Below are 16,876 nucleotides of genomic sequence, written 5' to 3'. Positions count from 1 at the left end.
CTTAATGGAAAAACTATGGATTCCCGCTTTCGCGAGAATGACGGTTAAGTAGAAGAAGTAATTGGAGAAACCGTGCACTTATTAGCAGCCAAACCGGGTGGCTTTGTTGACGACGAGGGGATTGTTGATCTTGGGCAAACCCCAGCAGACTTAGTTATTTTGGCCGCGGCGGATAGTGTGCTCGGTGCACTTGGTAGTGCACTTGATCAAGTCGCTTCTCTCAATCGTCCCCATGATGGATTGGAGGGCGTAAGATTACCGAGTGTTCGCCTTGCCAATTGGATGCAGTTGGTCAAACCCGCTGCTTACGATTTGTACGAGCACAAGGTGCTTGATCATGCCAAGGTTGTGGTTGTGTCACTGCTTGGCGGTGAGCACTATTGGGAATATGGCTTCCAGCGGCTTCAAGATTGGGTGAATGCTAAAGCGGGTCGCACCCTGATTTTTGTCCCTGGGGATGATTCTGAAGACCCTTCGTTGATGAGTGTTTCTACTGTGCAAGCTGAAGACTGTCACCGAGTGTGGCGTTACTTGCGTGAAAGTGGTCAGGTCAATTCTCAGCAATTGTTTTATTTCCTTATGGACCGTTACCTTAACACGCCTTGTTCGTGGCAAGAGCCTGCCCCTCTGCCTAGTGCTTTAATTTATCATGCTGGGTGTTCGTCCGGTTTCCTTCAATGGCAAAACCATTATGCGGATAAATTAGCGCAAGGCTTTCCAGTCGCTATCTTGGCGTTTTATCGTTCACATCTACAAAGCGGCAATACCGCGATGTTTGATGGCCTGATTGGAATATTAGAGCAAGAAGGCTTAGTCCCTTTGGCTGTAGCAGTAAGCTCCCTAAAGGACGATGTGTCCGTTGGGCTGATCGAATCGTTAGTTGATCGGACCCATGCTAAGGTGATTTTAAATACCACAGGTTTTGCAGCGAATCGGGTGGGAAGCCCTGATCTAGCCTCGGAGCCGACGGATTTCCAGTCGGCTTTTGCATCACCTATTCCGGTTTTACAGTTGATCCTTTCCGGCAGTACTGAAGAAGATTGGCAAGCACAAACTCAAGGCTTGCGCAGCCGTGATGTGGCGATGCAAATTGTCTTGCCAGAAATGGATGGACGTATTATTACTCGCGCGGTCAGTTTTAAAGCATTGAGCCATTACAACGACATTGCCCAAGTAGACTTAGTACGTTATGAATTGCAGGAAGAGCGTGCGCGTTTTGTCGCTCAGCTTGCCAAGCGTTTTGCCAATTTAGCCAGTAAGCCTAACCATGAAAAGCGTATTGCGTTTGTGCTGGCAAATTATCCAACCAAAGATGGTCGTATTGGTAACGGCGTTGGTTTGGATACGCCAGCCTCGGCAGTGAACCTACTAAAAGCCTTAGAAACCGCGGGTTATCCCATCGACAATATTCCCACTCATGGTAATGCCTTGATCGAAGAATTACTCGGCGCGGTGACCAACAACCCCAACACTTTGCATGAACGTGGTTGCTGGCAAAGCCTCGCCTTAGAAGATTACTTAAAGTACTTTTATCAGCTTCCGTTGGAGTGCCAAAACGCCGTTTGGGACCGCTGGGGACCACCGGAAGACGATCATAAATGCCGTGAGCAAAACGGCCAACGTCGTATTATGTTGGCGGGTATTCGCTTGGGCGAAACCTTTGTCGGTATTCAGCCTGCTCGAGGTTTCAATTTAGATTTGGCGGCGAATTATCATGACCCAGATTTAATCCCACCTCACAGTTATTTGGCATTTTATTTTTGGTTACGTCATGTTTATCAAGTTGATGCTTTCGTACATGTGGGGAAACACGGTAATCTTGAATGGTTACCGGGGAAAGGCACGGCTTTGTCGGCGTCTTGCTGGCCGGATATTGCTCTTGGCCCCATGCCGCATTTTTATCCTTTTATCGTCAACGACCCAGGTGAGGGAGCGCAAGCCAAACGTCGTACGCAAGCGGTGATTATTGATCATCTTATGCCGCCCATGACCCGTGCTGAAACCTATGGCGACATGGCGGAATTAGAAAACCTAGTTGATGAATATTACCAAGCCATGGGCATGGATGTGCGCCGCGAGACTTGGTTGCGTGAACAGATCCTCAAAAAAGTCCAAGAGTCCCATTTATTAGAAGAGCTTACGGGTGTTGAATCCGGTAATGACGATGCGGTGCTTGAGGGACTAGACACCTATTTATGTGAAATCAAAGAAGCGCAAATTCGCCATGGATTACATCGTTTGGGAGAGCTGCCCGAAGACGATAAGCTCGCTGATACGCTGGTGGCTTTGTTACGCTTACCGCGAGGCAGTGAAATCACCAGTCAAGGTATTATTCATGCCTTGGTAAAGGACTTTTCGCTGCAACAAGACGGTTTTGATCCGATGAAAAGTGAGCGTACTCCTTGGGTAGGTGATAAGCCTGAACGTTTGTTGTCGGTCAGCAAACTGGCGTGGCGTACCCATGCGGATACCAAAGAGCGTTTAGAATTATTCGCCAAAGAGTTGGTGCTCAGCCATGTGATTGGCGAAGGCTCCACTGATGAGTTGGCAACAAAACTCCCTCAAACTGCCGTGTTATTGGCGCACAGTAAAAAACGCTTATGGGTTGCTTTGCAGCAAAGCGCTCAGGATGAAATTCAAGCGTTAATAACAGGTTTGGCGGGCGGTTTCATTCCCCCTGGTCCAAGTGGTGCGCCGACAAGGGGCCGGCTCGATACCTTGCCTACTGGGCGTAATTTTTTCTCTGTCGATAATCGGGCGATTCCATCCCCTGCGGCCTGGGCGATTGGTCAGCAGTCAGCGGAAGCTTTAATACAGCGCCATTTGCAAGAGCATGGCGATTACCCAAAAGACTTAGGTTTATCTGTTTGGGGAACTGCCACCATGCGAACCGGCGGTGATGACATTGCCCAAGCCTTTGCCTTGATGGGCGTTCGTCCGATTTGGGCGCCGGGGTCAAACCGCGTGACCGATTTTGAAATCTTGTCTTGCATGCAGCTAGGTCGCCCACGAGTCGATGTGACTTTGCGTGTTTCAGGCTTTTTTCGAGACGCTTTCGCCAATGTAATGAGGCTCTATGATGCCGCGGTTCAAGCCATTGCAGACTATCAAGAACCCGGTAATGGCAATGTTATTCGCGCCAATGTGGAAGCCCGTAAGAGCAAATTACTTACGCAAGGCATGAGTGAAGCAGAAGCGAATCGTCAAGCGACTTACCGTGTTTTTGGCAGTAAACCAGGCGCTTACGGTGCTGGCTTGCAAGGTTTGATCGACGAGCGTTGCTGGGACACTAAGGCGGATCTTGCCGAAGCTTATGTGAACTGGGGTGGTTATGCCTATGATGGCAATCATTATAATGGTAAACAAGATGGTATAGAGGCGAAGTCTGCCTTTGTTGAGCGTTTGTCTCAACTAGATGCCGTGGTGCAAAACCAAGATAACCGAGAGCACGACATTCTTGACTCAGACGATTATTATCAGTTTCAAGGCGGTATGACCAATGCTGTTACTGAGTTTAGTGGTCAAGCGCCGAGTGTTTATCACAGCGACCACTCTAATCCGAGCTCACCAAAAATCCGTACTTTAAAAGAAGAGCTTAATCGTGTGGTGCGTTCACGAGTACTTAACCCTAAATGGATTGAAGCCATGCAAACTCATGGCTACAAAGGGGCGTTTGAAATGACCGCCACTGTGGATTATTTATTCGCTTATGATGCGACCACAGACTTAGTTGCGGATTATCAGTATGAGCAAGTGACCGATCGATTGTTACTTGATCCAGACAATCAAGCCTTTATGCGCGATAATAACCCTCACGCATTAGAAGAAATGGGCGAACGGCTATTAGAAGCAATACAGCGAGGCATGTGGCAGAACGCCGATGGGTATCGTGAGAAAATACACTCCTTGTTGCTTGATTTAGATCAGCAACAAGAACAACGTCAGTGATCTTGGGTAGAAGATCTCTTGTAACCTTGCTAGTTGTATTTAGACTATTCAACTAGCTGAGATGAATAAAGTAGAGAGAAACAATGAGTAATAGAGAACAGGCCAAAAAGGGCATTATGATCTGTGGTCACGGCAGTCGTGATAAAGACGCTGAGCGCGAATTTGGTCTAGTGGCGAAAGGGCTTAAAGAGCGTTTTCCTGACTTGCCTGTGGAGTATGGATTTCTAGAGTTTTCTGCACCGAATATCCATATGGGGTTAAACAGCTTGGTTAATCAAGGTGTTGAAGAAATTTACGCCGTGCCGGGTATGTTGTTTGCAGCCACTCACGCAAAAAACGATATTCCTTCTGTATTAACCACCTACGAAGAAAAGCACCCTGGTCTTCATATTACTTACGGCCGTGAATTGGGGTTACAAGACGACATGATCGACGCATTCCAAGCGCGCATTTATGAGTCTCTTGGCTTAGATCCTGAAAACCCACCAGAAAACCTGTATGACACCATGTTAGTCGTTGTTGGCCGAGGCACATCAGACACTTCTGCTAATGCTGAAGCGGCGAAGCTAACTCGTATCGTCAATGAGAATATGGGGTTTGGTTGGGCTGATACTGTCTATTCTGGCGTAACTTATCCATCTGTCGGTGTGGGTCTTGAAAAGCTAATGAAGCTTGGCTTTAAGCGTATTGTTGTTGCGCCATACTTTTTGTTTACTGGTCGTTTGATCAAGCGAATTCAAGGGTATGTAGACAAGGTTGCTCAAGAGAATCCAGCCATTGAGTTTATTCAAACGCCTTATTTGAATGATCACCCTCGTGTTATTGATGCATTCCAAAATCGTGTGGAAGAAATCATGCAGGGCGAATTACAAACGGGCGAAGAGACCTTGATGAATTCCTTCAAGCGCCGCCTTGCGGCAGGCGAAGTAGATGTTCATCATCACCATGCTGAGTTTGTTGACCCGCAAGACGATACGCAAGGCTTGTCTGCATCTGACGTTAAACACTTTACTAACGTGGTTCTATCGGAAGGTCACGGGCACTCGTCGGTATTAAATCCGAATGGCCATTCTCATAGTCATGGACATGACCATAGTCACGATCACGGTCATAGCCACGGTCATTCCCATGCTCATAGTCACTCTCATGATCATTCCCATGGCCATAGTCACGGCGTGTATAAACACATTGGTCACCCAATGGGGCCAAGAACCATGATTGGTGAGGGGATTTGTTGCTGCTTTATGAGCCAGTTTACAGATGAAATACTCGAAGAAGAGAAAAGCAAAATCGACGGCGATTGCACGAAAACAGCATTTGCTCATCAATAGTTAAAGTTTTTTGTCAAAAAGGCCAGCTAATTTAAGATATTCATCTTCGATTAGTTGGCCTTTTTTATTTCTATTTACTCCAGTTTAATACTACCTTCTCAAGGTTAATTCCTAATTAATGATTAATTTATTTACTAAATAAAAAGTTTCGATGTATTATTGTTGTAACAGTATAGACATCATCTTAAATGGTCTGTAATGTGTTTTATTAAGGTCTATTAATAAGTGTGGATTTAGCACATTATTTTTCTAGGTGTTGGTAGTATGAGTCCTTATTTGGAAAACTTTTCGTCAAAAATAGTATATAAATTAATATTTATACTTTTTCTGTTTTTGAGTATTGCTGTCGTTTTTTTCGCTAATTCCTCATATAACACAAAGACATTGGATTTAATTTCAATGGCTGAGAAAAACCAAGTTGTCATAGAGGCGTCAGGTACTGATGTTACTCTCACAAAGGTAAAAAATAGCTTTATTGTTGAATGTAATATTACTGTTGTAGGTCATGATATATGTGGTTTATATATCGGTTTACCTGACGATGATGGAATAGGTTTCTCTCTAAAATATTTTGAATCATTAAATTTTAATATAATAGAGAAATCAACTAGCAAAAATTATGACGATAGAGTTCGTGTATTTGTAAGAGCAAATTTAAGTTCTGAAGAAAAAGCTAGTTTAGGTGTGAAATATAAGTACCATGCTGTTCGAATAAAGGCTGAAGGTGATGGTGTAGTTCCACTTTCTCGTTTTAAGGTAGAAACATGGTGGGAGGATATGTATAAAGTACCTTTCGAACTTGCTTACTATGATATAAATAACGTTAGTAGTATTGAGTTCTTTTTTAATGAAATGCCAATTGTATCCCCTGGAAAGTATTCCTTGTCATTATCTAAGTTAAAAGTATCTGGAAAAATAATCCATCTTGATGTTGTTTATAAGATTTTAACATTGGTTTGGCTTTTTATAGCGGTATTAGCTATATTTTCGTATTTGTTTTTTAAATTTAAAGAATTTAAAAAACTTAAAGGTCAAGCTTATAAGGATTCAAGTGTTAATCTTTTAAATGCTTTAGGGTTTGAGGCTAGATATTCAAGATATGTTGGTAAAAAAGTAGTAGTTTATCGTATAAAAATTATCAATTGGCAAAAACTATTACGTCACTTTGGCCTCGCCACAGCAAATCATCTACTTAGTAAGGTTATTGAAAGAAGTGCTCTTCGCTATAAAAATGATTTTTATTTAAGTGCAAGATTAAATGAAAATGATCTTATACTCTTAAAAAAAGGTGAGCGCTTTTCGGCAGAAATGGAAAAGGACTTTTTAGACTCCTTATTGTCTTCGATACATATCATTGGGTTAGGTGATTTGTGCTTAGATATAAAGGTTGGGATATGTGAGGAGATATCTCTTCCGGGTAATAAAGATATAATATTGGAGCGCACTGAAATATCTATTCAGTCAATAGTTGGTAGTAAGTCTCTTTTACAGTTATATACTAGCGAGATAAGCAGAGAGGCTGAAAATAAAGCACACTTAGAAAAACTAATTGAAATCGCACTAAATCAAGATGCTTTTTATCTTTTGTATATGCCTTTATATCGCGCATCGTCAAATAAAATAGTGGGTGTGGAAGCGTTATTACGTTGTAGTTTACCTGAACTTTATAGTCTGTCTCCGGAGGTATATGTTTCTGTTGCAGAAGAAACTGGCCTTATCCGAGATATTGATTTAATGGTGATAGAAAAAGCTCTGACTGACTTTTCGAACTTCGAGTTGTATGAAGACCTTACGCTCTCCATTAATATTTCATCTAAAGAATTATTAGACACTTCTTTTGTTGGGCATTTTGAAGAGAGAGTATTAAAGAGTGGTGTTAGCTTTGAAAAAATTTGTTTAGAGATAACTGAAACCTTTTTGCTAGATATCGATTGCACCTGTATTAATACGCTTAATGAAATTCGTGGAATGGGATGTAAGGTTTCACTTGATGATTTTGGTACTGGTTATACCTCTTTTCAACATCTTATTAATTTCCCTGCAGATGAAATTAAAATAGATAAAGGTTTTATTAGCGGTATTAAAAGTGATCAAGGTTACAGTGTTATTGTCGACTCCTTATTTTTAATTGCAGATACCTATCAGTATAATATAGTAGCTGAAGGAGTGGAGACTAAAGAAATTTATGATTTTCTTGTCGATAAAGGTTGTGATGTATTTCAGGGTTACTTTATATCGAAGCCTATTCCCTTGGAAGGTGTTGTGCTTTTAAATAATAAAATCGACAAGGACGGTTTGTAAGCTTTTCTAGTGAATAACGTTTTTCTTGATATGCAATAAAAGTACCCCCGCAGTAGCGGGGGTATTTTTAAGGTCTTCAAACATTTTTCGGAAAGATTAAAACGTGAAAGGATGATCGCCTGTCTCGTCTTTAATGCGAGTCGGTAAGCCCATTTCGTTTAATAAACCCAAGAAAGGTCGTGGATCAAGTTGCTCTACGTTGCGCATTTCTTTTGCATCCCAAGTGCCGTTGGCAACTAGGATAGCGGCAGCTACAGGTGGCACACCAGCGGTATAAGAAATACCTTGGCTACCCACTTCGTTGTAAGCGTCTTTGTGGTCTGCTACGTTGTAGATGAAGACTTCTTTCTCTTTGCCGTCTTTGATGCCTTTAACAACATCACCGATGCAAGTTTTACCTGTGTATTCAGGAGCAAGAGAAGATGGGTCAGGAAGTACGGCTTTCACTACTTTAAGTGGCACAACTTCAAGGCCTTCTGCTGTTTTAACTGGCTGTTCAGACAATAGCCCTAGGCTTTGCAATACGGTGAAAACGTTGATGTAATGTTCACCAAAGCCCATCCAAAAACGTACGTTAGGTACATCTAAGTTTTGAGAAATAGAGTGTACTTCGTCATGGCCGCTCATGTAGGACGTTTGCTTTCCTACTATTGGTAGGTCATCGGTACGACTTACTTCAAACATCTTGTTGACGTTCCATTCGCGATTCTGCCAAGAATACACAACACCGGTAAATTCACGGAAGTTGATCTCTGGGTCGAAGTTAGTCGCGAAATATTTACCATGGCTACCTGCGTTGATATCAATGATGTCGATATCACTTACGCTGTCGAAGTAGTGGTTGTAAGCAAGCGCCGCATAGGCATTTACCACACCTGGATCAAAGCCCACGCCTAGAATGGCAGTGATGCCTTTTTCTTTACAAGCGTCACGACGTTTCCATTCGTAGTTCGCGTACCATGGTGGTGTTTCACAAATTTTTGCTGGGTCTTCGTGGATGGCTGTATCTAAGTAAGCGGCACCTGTTTCCATACAAGCTTCAAGCACAGACATGTTGATAAATGCTGATCCCACGTTGATGACGATTTGAGATTCTGTTTCTTGAATCAGTTTAACCGTCGCTGGCACGTCAAGAGCGTCTAGGGCGAATGCTTGAATGCGTCCCTCTACTTTCATGCTGCCTTTGTCGAGGACACTGGATACAATATTGTCGCATTTCGAAACGCTGCGCGAAGCAATTGCAATATTGCCCAGTGTGTCATTGTGTTGGGCGCATTTGTGTGCCACAACTTGTGCCACGCCTCCGCCGCCAATAATTAGGACGTTTTTTTTCATAATAGTGCTTTCTCCAAAGTGGTATCTTTTAACAGAATTAAGATAGATTCTGCTCAAAATCGTCGTAACCGAATTCCTTTACAAGTTCGATGCTGCCATCCAATTGGCGTATGGCAATAGACGGCATCTTAACACCGTTAAACCAGTTCTTTTTCACCATGGTATAACCGGCCGTATCTTGGAAAGACAGGCGATCACCCACTTGCAGTGCTTTATCAAATTTAAATTCGCCAAAAATATCGCCTGCTAAGCAAGATTTACCACAAATCATGTATTCGTGGTCACCATCACAAGGTGCCATTTTAGCATTTTCACGATAGATCAGCAGGTCCAGCATATGAGCTTCTATTGAACTATCAACAACCGCTAAGTTTTTGCCGTTGAACAAAGTGTCCAATACGGTGACTTCAAGGGTTGTACTTTTGGTAATAGAAGCTTCCCCAGGCTCTAGGTAAACTTGAATATCATAGGTTTCTGCGAAACGTTTTAGGCGCTGACAAAACTTGTCGATGGGGTAACCTTCGCCAGTAAAATGAATGCCACCGCCAAGGCTCACCCATTTCACTTGTGTGATCAGGTGGCCGAAACGCTCTTCAATTAGAGTTAACATTTCGTCAAAACGATCAAAGTTGTCATTCTCACAGTTATTGTGGAACATGAAACCAGAGATATCGTTAATAACGGTTTCGATTTTTTCAGGGTCCCATTCGCCTAGGCGGCTGAAAGGTCTTGCTGGGTCAGCAATTAAAAACTCAGAGGTGCTCACTTGCGGGTTAACGCGCAAGCCACGAGTTTTGTCTTTGCTCACGTCTTTGAAGCGATTGAATTGGCCGATCGAGTTGAAAATGATCTTGTCAGAGTGATCGAGTACTTCATTAATCTCATCGTCTGAATAGGCCACACTGTAAGCGTGCGTTTCGCCTTTAAATTTGGTTTTGCCGAGTTTGACTTCATAAAGAGATGAGGAGGTTGTACCGTCCATATACTCTTGCATTAAGTCGAACACAGACCAAGTAGCAAAGCATTTCAAAGCTAACAAGGACTTAGCCCCAGACTGCTGGCGCACATAGGCGATCTTTTCTAAATTCTTTAGAAGAGCCGCTTTATCAATGAGGTAATAAGGAGTCTTGATCATGGCAACTAGCCTGTCCGCAAAAGCGCGTATTCTAGTTCAAATGAGGGGAAGTTTTCTACCGCGAGGGAAGCCTTTTTTAATCGAATCGCGAATTGTCCTTTATCTCGACTTTGCTTTCATCTGATTTAGCGGGTTGGGGGGCGAAAATAGCGGGCTTTATTATTCCCATGGGAAACAGTACTTGAACATACTATTGTTCCTAACGGAATACCGCTTAGGTGTTCGGAAAGTGCTTTTCAAATTTTCAAAACAAGGTACTCTTACCTCCAATAATTTTTTGTCCCTAGGGACGCTGCTTTACAGAAAGAATAGCAGTGCTAAATTTTGTTTACCGTTTAGTTTAGGAATCGAGTTTATATGTTGATTATTGTAATAGGGTTGGTCATTTTTTTTGGTTTGCACTCCATTCGCTTGATTGCACCGCAATGGCGTGAAACGAGTATGGCAAGACACGGCGCATTACGCTGGAAAATGCGCTTTGGCATGTTAACCTTGATTGCTGCGGCTTTTATTGTAATGGGCTATATGCAAGTTCGTCTTGAACCCGTTTGGTTATGGTTTCCGCCTGTTTGGACTCGCCATTTAGCGGGTTTGTTGGTGTTGGTTGCGCTTTTCTTCGCAGGTTCTGCGTTAGTGCCTAATACGACGATGAAAAATAAAATGGGCTACCCAATGTTAATCGCGGTTAAGCTTTGGGCATTTGCGCATTTAATCAGTAATGGCACGTTAGCAGATGCGATTATCTTCGGCAGCTTCTTGGTTTGGTCGATTGTGAGTTTTGCTGTATATCGTCGTCGAGATCGTAAAGCGGGCGTTGTTTATAAAGCCTCAGACGAATCCACTGTTCCGATGAATTTGATTGCTTTTGTTTTTGCTATGGTGTCTTGGTTCACAATTGTATTTTACCTACATGAAGCCATTCTTGGTGTATCACCGCTCGTTTAATCTGTCGCGAAAACATTTAGATACAAGAACGAAAAAAAGGCTCTATCAGGTTTCCCTGATAGAGCCTTTTTATTGTCATCAGTGTGTTATGTTCTGAAGTGGTTGATGTTTTTGATCAAGTCATCCGCTAGTACTTTTAGCTCTTCGGCGCGCGCTGCACTTTCTGCTGCGATTGCAACCAGCTCAGTAGAACCTTGCTGTATGTCAGCGGTGTTTTGGTTCACCTCAGCAGTAACACTCGTTTGTTCTTCGGTTGCCGTTGCGATTTGGGCTGCTCGATCGTTAATAGTGGTAACGGATTGTTGAATCTTGTCTAAGCTTTCTCGGGCTTGATTGACATCTTCAACGCTACTGTTTGCTCTGGTATGGCTTAACTGAATTTTATTCACTGCATCTTTGGTGATCTTTTGCAACGATTCAATCATTTTTTGAATTTCTTCAATCGAGCTATAAGTGCGTTGTGAAAGCACACGAACTTCATCGGCAACCACGGCAAAACCGCGACCTTGTTCCCCTGCACGTGCCGCCTCAATCGCAGCGTTTAGGGCCAATAAATTGGTTTGCTCTGCGATACCTGAAATCGTCGTTAAGATCGCGTTAATGCCATCGGCGTTTGTGCTTAGGTCATTAATGACGCCAGCCACACCTTGAATATCTTCCGCTAAAGTTCGAATGCTCTCTTGGCTTTTCAGTACTTGTGATTGGCCAATGTTACTGGCTGCAACAGTCTCATCCGCATTGATCGCGGTGTTTGTCGCATTACTGGCGATTTCTTGTGTTGCCTGCGCCATTTGATGGATGGCGGTAGCAACCATCGAAATGTTGTGTTGCTGTTCTTCTAGTTTCAAAGAGCTGTTTCTAGAAGATGAATGAGAAGCGCTGGCTTGACCAGATAGCTCATGGCCGATCTTTTTGAGATGCGACACAGTGCCATGAAGTAGGGCGACGAACTTATTAAAATTGTCTACCAATACCGCGATTTCATCTTTAGAACTGGCGGTTAGGCGCTGAGTTAGGTCTCCGTTACCTTGGGCAATTTGTGCCATGCTGTCAGAAACGCGACGCAAATCTTTTAATAGGAATCGTGTTATTTGGACGACGAGCAATATGGCAATCGAGAGCAAAACCAAAACAGCAACAAGGATATTGGTGCCCAAACCCACAAGCGGCGCATTGAGAACGTCTTTGTCCATCATTAAGCCCAGCACCCATGGATTGCCTTTTATATTGCTGGCAAACATTTCAATATTTTTGCCGTCTAAATTAAGCTCAGCAAATTTAGCCTGATTGCGAATGTCTCTGAAGAAAGAGTCGGTTAATACAGGTGACAAGTCGGTAGCATCTTTTAAAATTTGCTCTGTATTTGGATGAGCAATGATTTTGCCGTCACCATCAAATAATACGCTATAGCCATTGCCAGCGACTTTCATGGCGAGAACACTGTCTAATACGCTATCTAAAAATACTAGACCACCAATGGCGCCAACGAATTGACCATTAATAGTAATGGGTTCGACAAATGTCATAGACAGTTTTTTAGTGGAGGCGGAGATATAAGGCGCAGTGACATAAGCGCTGTTTTTTGCTTTGGCATCAATGTACCAGCTGCGTTTACGAGGGTCGTAATCGGCACTGTTTAGCGATGGGTCGTGACGGTACATTGCGCCATTTTCCATCCCTAAAAAAGTCATACCAAACCCAAGACTGACCTGAGCTTGTTGGAGGATATTAAGAATGTCTTTTTCGTTGACGTCTGGGTTTTCCTGCAGGGAGGCCTCTATTTTTTGTTTAATGGCTTCCATGGTGCTGATGCGATCATTGGACCAACTATTTATATAGGTGGAGATTGCATTAGCTTGCGAGCTGGCTTCTGATTTTATACGAGCATCACTGTCGGTTTTAAAGGCGTAAAAGGAAACACCGCCAACACCGAGTGCAATGATTATAGCCACAATAATGGATTGAAGCGTTATTTTGGTTTGTAGTGAAAGGCGCATTCCTTTTCTCCGCAGTAATTTTAAAGTGGATTATTACTTAAGTTATGTTTCTAATCTGTTGCATGGCTGCAATTTTCTGTTAATTAGCGTAATCATTCTAGAGTTAACAGGAGGCTTGTTTGTTTTGATACTTTTGAACCTTTCTGTTATCGTCCGCGCCCCGTTGTATTGGTCAGTATAGGTAGATTTTAGATGATTTGTGGATTTGATTACGGAACATCAAATTGTGCATTAGGTATAGTTGAGGATTCGGCTGTGCGCCTAGTTGCTTTAGAAGACGAGCATGCTTTTTTGCCTTCTACATTATATGCGCTAGATCGAGACCTTATTACCGAAGCGGTTGGGCGAGGCCTTAAGGATATTCATGCCAGACAAGCGTTTGCCGAACTACGCCAAAATGCGCTAACTCGAGCAAAGCGAGCGCGTTATGAAGAAGACATAGCGGATGAAGATCAAACACTATTTTTTGGGCGCGCAGCCTTTGAAGAATATTTTCAGTGGCCAGAAGAAGGGTACTTTGTTAAGTCTCCTAAATCCTTTCTAGGTGGTGCCGGACTTCGAGCTGAACATATACATTTTTTCGAAGACATAGTGACTGTGATGATGCAAAACATCAAACAGCGCGCCGAGAACAGTTTGGGGGCCGACATTACTCATACTGTTATTGGTCGCCCTGTTAACTTTCAAGGTCTGGATGCGGATGCAAGTAACCGCCAAGCACTGGAGATTCTGACCACAGCAGGTAAACGTGCTGGCTTTAAAGAAATTGAGTTTTTGTATGAACCCATTGCTGCAGGCTTAGATTTTGAAAAGTCCTTAGCGGATAACAAAACGGTGCTGGTTGTGGACATTGGTGGTGGTACGACTGACTGCGCCATGGTTCGAATGGGGCCGGAATATCTTAAAAAAGAAGACCGACGAAGTGATTTCTTGGCGCATACGGGTGAACGAGTAGGCGGTAATGATTTGGACATACAAATCGCGGGTAAGCATTTTATGCCATTATTTGGTATGGATACCTTGCTTAAGACAGGCTTGCCTATGCCGACTCAGCTTTATTGGAATGCAGTGACGACAAATGATGTTTCTGCGATTGCTACTTTTAATAGTATGGAAACAAAGAACCAAATAGAACAGCTACGTCTTGATGCCGCGAATCCAAAATTGATAGAGCGCTTCCTAAGAATGCGTGAAGAAAAGCACAATTATCATATTGTGCGAAGTGCGGAAGAAGCCAAGATCGCGCTGTCTGACTCTGAGCATTATTCAGCTTCACTGGATTATATCGAAGCCGCTTTGGGAGCAGACATTAGTCGTGACCAGTTAGCACAATCTATTGCTTCACCGCTAGAGAAGATGTTGAGTTTAATGAAAGCCGCTATTGAGCAAGCTGGCGAGAAGCCAGACCTAATTTATATGACAGGTGGCTCGGCTAAATCCCCCGTTATTCGAGATGCGATTCAGGCAAGTATCGGTAACATTCCTGTTTTAGATGGGGATCACTTCGGTAGTGTGGCAGCAGGTTTGACAGTTTGGTCGGATAGAATCTTCAAATAAATTTCACCAGATCAATAAAACTTATAAAAAAGGGAACAAGCCATTGGCTGTTCCCTTTTTCATTGCACACAAATTAACTACTTATGAGACTGACGTTACAGAGAGAATCTATCCACAGAAACTTTCAGTTTTTCTAATACTTCAGAAAGCGTCTGAGTGGTTGCCATCATTTCTTTGACGCCGTCGGCGGTTTCATTTGATACGTGACGAATGCTCGATATGTTTTCATTAACACTGACCGCCACAGCAGATTGCTCTGTAATTGAGCTGGCAATGTTAATAGACATAGAGTTAATTAAGCTAACAGACTCCGTTACTTTCATTAAGCCCTTACTTGCTTCGATCGCTTTTTCTGCATTTCCAGCGGCCTGATCGCGCCCGCTGATGACTTCACTAGAAGCGGTTTTAGAAAGTTTTTGCAGTTGCTCAATCATACCTTCAATTTCAGATGTCGCATCCTGAGTTCGTGTTGCCAGCGTTCTGACTTCGTCTGCTACCACAGCAAAACCTCGACCTTGCTCGCCTGCTCGCGCTGCTTCAATGGCGGCGTTTAGGGCGAGTAGGTTGGTCTGTTCCGCAATACTGCGAATAACATCGAGAACGGAGCCAATATTCACACTCTCTTTTTCCACTTCTTCCATGACAGAAGAGGCATGACCTATAACCTTAGCGAGCGCTTGCATATCGGTAGCGACGTTATTGACTACCTGAGTGCCAGCTCGAGTTTCCTCGTCTGCTTTATGGGTTTCATTGGTTGTCTCGGTGATATTTTTTGAGACATCCTCAACCGCAACAACCATCTGGTTCATCGCGGTAGCAACCAAATCTGTTTCAACTTGCTGTTTGGTCATTCCTTCTGAAGCCAGTGAAGCGGTTTTTTGTACTTTTTGGCTGGAGCTGGCAAGCAACTCCATGCTGCTTCTTACTTCCATTTGCATGGAGCGTAATTGCTTAATGGTATTTCGTCCGTGCTCGAATAAAATCGAGATTTCATTGCGGCTATGAATTTGATTTTCTTGTCCGTTCTCAAAAAGGTGTGTGGAAAGGTTTCCGTTACCTAGTTCTTGCAGGTCTTGGCCTACACGTTTTAAAGGGGAGAGAATACGCTGGGTAATAAAGGCAATCAAAACGACAAGAATAATGGCGCAAATGATTGAGATGATAATTAAACTATTACGAACAGAGTTAGCGACTAGAGTAAATTCATCAACTGGCCCTCCTGTTAATAGCGCCCAATTCCAGTTTTCGGCATGACGAAATGTCATGATGTTTTCTTTGGTAACACCATTGATGGTTTGTTCGGTGAAAAATGTCCCGCTATTTTGATTTTTCATTAACTCTAAATGTTTTTCTGCATTGGCTAGGCCAATTTCGCTAAATAGCTTACCTTTGTTTTTCGAATCAATAACCACTCGGCCGAAGTCTTTGCCTTCTTTTAAGTTGATCACCGTGGCTCTGCCAGTATCGCCAAAGGATAGGGTATTAATTTCATTCTCTAAACTTTTTAGCCCTTCCGTGTAATCAAAACCAATGTAAAGAATGCCAGCTACTTTGCCCGTTGCATCTTTAAATGGAACGTACTTCGTCATGTAGTTGCGGCCAAATAATGCGGCGGGTCCGGCGTAGGTTTCGCCATTGATGAGCTTTTTATAACCCGGATGGCCTTTGCCTAATAACGTTCCGAAAGCGCGGTCGCCATTTTCTTTTTTAAGGGAAGTACTAACGCGTAAAAAGTCATCGCCATAACGAATAAAAACCGTCGCTGTGCCACCTGTCATACTTGTAAACTGGTCTGGCTTACTAAAGTTTAAATTAATGGTTTCGCCAGAGTTGGTTGCTAAAGGACTGTCGTATTCACCAATTTTTACCGTTTCTGAATCACTAACTTTGATTCCACCAGGAAAAAGAGTGAAGAATATATCGGCTAATCTGTCTGTATTGCTTTCTAGGTTTTCATAATAGAAATCCAGCAACATGCTGCCTTGGTTGGCGCTAGTTTGTAGCTCGTGATCTATGCTGGTCATAAAACCATCGTAGGACTTATTTGATGCTAACCAACTTAACGCGCTAAAACAAAGAATGGAAACCGTGAACACTACAACACCAAGCTGGTGGGTTATAGGCATGGCTTTTATACGCTGAATCATAAAGGTATTCCTTCTATTGAGGTATGCTTATTATCAGTTTAGTAAAGCATTTGATAAAGTTTTTATTTTTATAGTGGTCTTTATATTTTGACTCCACAATGGCCTGAGGACGGGCTTTTGAAAAGATAAATAATCTAAAAATAGTCTGGAAATGTTCGCTCAATCGGAACATTTTCTATA

General features: G+C 42.9%; 9 protein-coding genes. 5 read left to right on the top strand and 4 right to left on the bottom strand.

The annotated features are described in order from the left end of the window. The first annotated feature begins 72 nt into the window (after nt 1–72). The 3 genes from cobN to C1X04_RS13180 all read left to right on the top strand — a co-directional run bounded on the left by cobN (nt 73) and on the right by C1X04_RS13180 (nt 7,580). Nucleotides 73–3,948 (top strand): cobaltochelatase subunit CobN, encoded by a 3,876-nt coding sequence (gene cobN, locus C1X04_RS13190; protein WP_137170202.1) that lies wholly within the window; start codon nt 73–75, stop codon nt 3,946–3,948. A gap of 83 nt (nt 3,949–4,031) precedes the next feature. After that, the gene (locus C1X04_RS13185) at nt 4,032–5,279 is read left to right on the top strand and encodes a sirohydrochlorin chelatase (RefSeq protein ID WP_110574026.1); all 1,248 of its coding nucleotides are present in this window, start codon (nt 4,032–4,034) and stop codon (nt 5,277–5,279) included. A gap of 264 nt (nt 5,280–5,543) precedes the next feature. Beyond that, complete coding sequence (locus tag C1X04_RS13180) at nt 5,544–7,580, top strand: EAL domain-containing protein (RefSeq protein ID WP_110574024.1); 2,037 nt, start codon at nt 5,544–5,546, stop codon at nt 7,578–7,580. A gap of 96 nt (nt 7,581–7,676) precedes the next feature. On the opposite strand, the gene C1X04_RS13175 is transcribed toward C1X04_RS13180, so the two are convergent. Further along, the gene (locus C1X04_RS13175; RefSeq protein ID WP_110574022.1) at nt 7,677–8,915 is read right to left on the bottom strand and encodes a saccharopine dehydrogenase family protein; all 1,239 of its coding nucleotides are present in this window, start codon (nt 8,913–8,915) and stop codon (nt 7,677–7,679) included. 37 nt (nt 8,916–8,952) lie between these two features. Then, nucleotides 8,953–10,050: a carboxynorspermidine decarboxylase gene (nspC, locus tag C1X04_RS13170; RefSeq protein ID WP_137170201.1), complete on the bottom strand. Its 1,098-nt coding sequence runs from the start codon at nt 10,048–10,050 to the stop codon at nt 8,953–8,955. 357 nt (nt 10,051–10,407) lie between these two features. Between nspC and C1X04_RS13165 the strand changes: the two genes are divergently transcribed. Then, nucleotides 10,408–10,995 carry an NnrU family protein gene (locus C1X04_RS13165; protein ID WP_110574018.1) on the top strand — a complete coding sequence of 196 codons (588 nt, stop codon included), beginning with the start codon at nt 10,408–10,410 and terminating at the stop codon, nt 10,993–10,995. Nucleotides 10,996–11,081: 86 nt separating this feature from the next. On the opposite strand, the gene C1X04_RS13160 is transcribed toward C1X04_RS13165, so the two are convergent. Further along, nucleotides 11,082–12,992 carry a methyl-accepting chemotaxis protein gene (locus C1X04_RS13160; protein ID WP_137170200.1) on the bottom strand — a complete coding sequence of 637 codons (1,911 nt, stop codon included), beginning with the start codon at nt 12,990–12,992 and terminating at the stop codon, nt 11,082–11,084. Nucleotides 12,993–13,184: 192 nt separating this feature from the next. Between C1X04_RS13160 and yegD the strand changes: the two genes are divergently transcribed. Beyond that, the gene (gene yegD, locus C1X04_RS13155) at nt 13,185–14,549 is read left to right on the top strand and encodes a molecular chaperone (RefSeq protein WP_110574014.1); all 1,365 of its coding nucleotides are present in this window, start codon (nt 13,185–13,187) and stop codon (nt 14,547–14,549) included. A 95-nt stretch (nt 14,550–14,644) separates the two neighbouring features. Here yegD and C1X04_RS13150 read toward each other — a convergent pair whose 3' ends face one another. Beyond that, complete coding sequence (locus tag C1X04_RS13150) at nt 14,645–16,696, bottom strand: methyl-accepting chemotaxis protein (protein WP_137170199.1); 2,052 nt, start codon at nt 16,694–16,696, stop codon at nt 14,645–14,647. Between the last annotated feature and the right edge of the window lie 180 nt (nt 16,697–16,876).

Source organism: Marinomonas sp. FW-1 (assembly GCF_005222245.1).
In the GTDB taxonomy this organism is placed as follows: domain Bacteria; phylum Pseudomonadota; class Gammaproteobacteria; order Pseudomonadales; family Marinomonadaceae; genus Marinomonas; species Marinomonas alcarazii.
This window is presented reverse-complemented; position numbering and strand designations above follow the sequence as displayed.

Excerpts from the sequence above, each read along its gene's own strand:
- C1X04_RS13185 (WP_110574026.1), top strand. The coding sequence starts at position 4,032 with ATGAGTAATAGAGAACAGGCCAAAAAGGGCATTATGATCTGTGGTCAC.
- C1X04_RS13180 (WP_110574024.1), top strand. The coding sequence starts at position 5,544 with ATGAGTCCTTATTTGGAAAACTTTTCGTCAAAAATAGTATATAAATTA.
- C1X04_RS13175 (WP_110574022.1), bottom strand. The coding sequence starts at position 8,915 with ATGAAAAAAAACGTCCTAATTATTGGCGGCGGAGGCGTGGCACAAGTT.
- nspC (WP_137170201.1), bottom strand. The coding sequence starts at position 10,050 with ATGATCAAGACTCCTTATTACCTCATTGATAAAGCGGCTCTTCTAAAG.
- C1X04_RS13165 (WP_110574018.1), top strand. The coding sequence starts at position 10,408 with ATGTTGATTATTGTAATAGGGTTGGTCATTTTTTTTGGTTTGCACTCC.
- C1X04_RS13160 (WP_137170200.1), bottom strand. The coding sequence starts at position 12,992 with ATGCGCCTTTCACTACAAACCAAAATAACGCTTCAATCCATTATTGTG.
- yegD (WP_110574014.1), top strand. The coding sequence starts at position 13,185 with ATGATTTGTGGATTTGATTACGGAACATCAAATTGTGCATTAGGTATA.
- C1X04_RS13150 (WP_137170199.1), bottom strand. The coding sequence starts at position 16,696 with ATGATTCAGCGTATAAAAGCCATGCCTATAACCCACCAGCTTGGTGTT.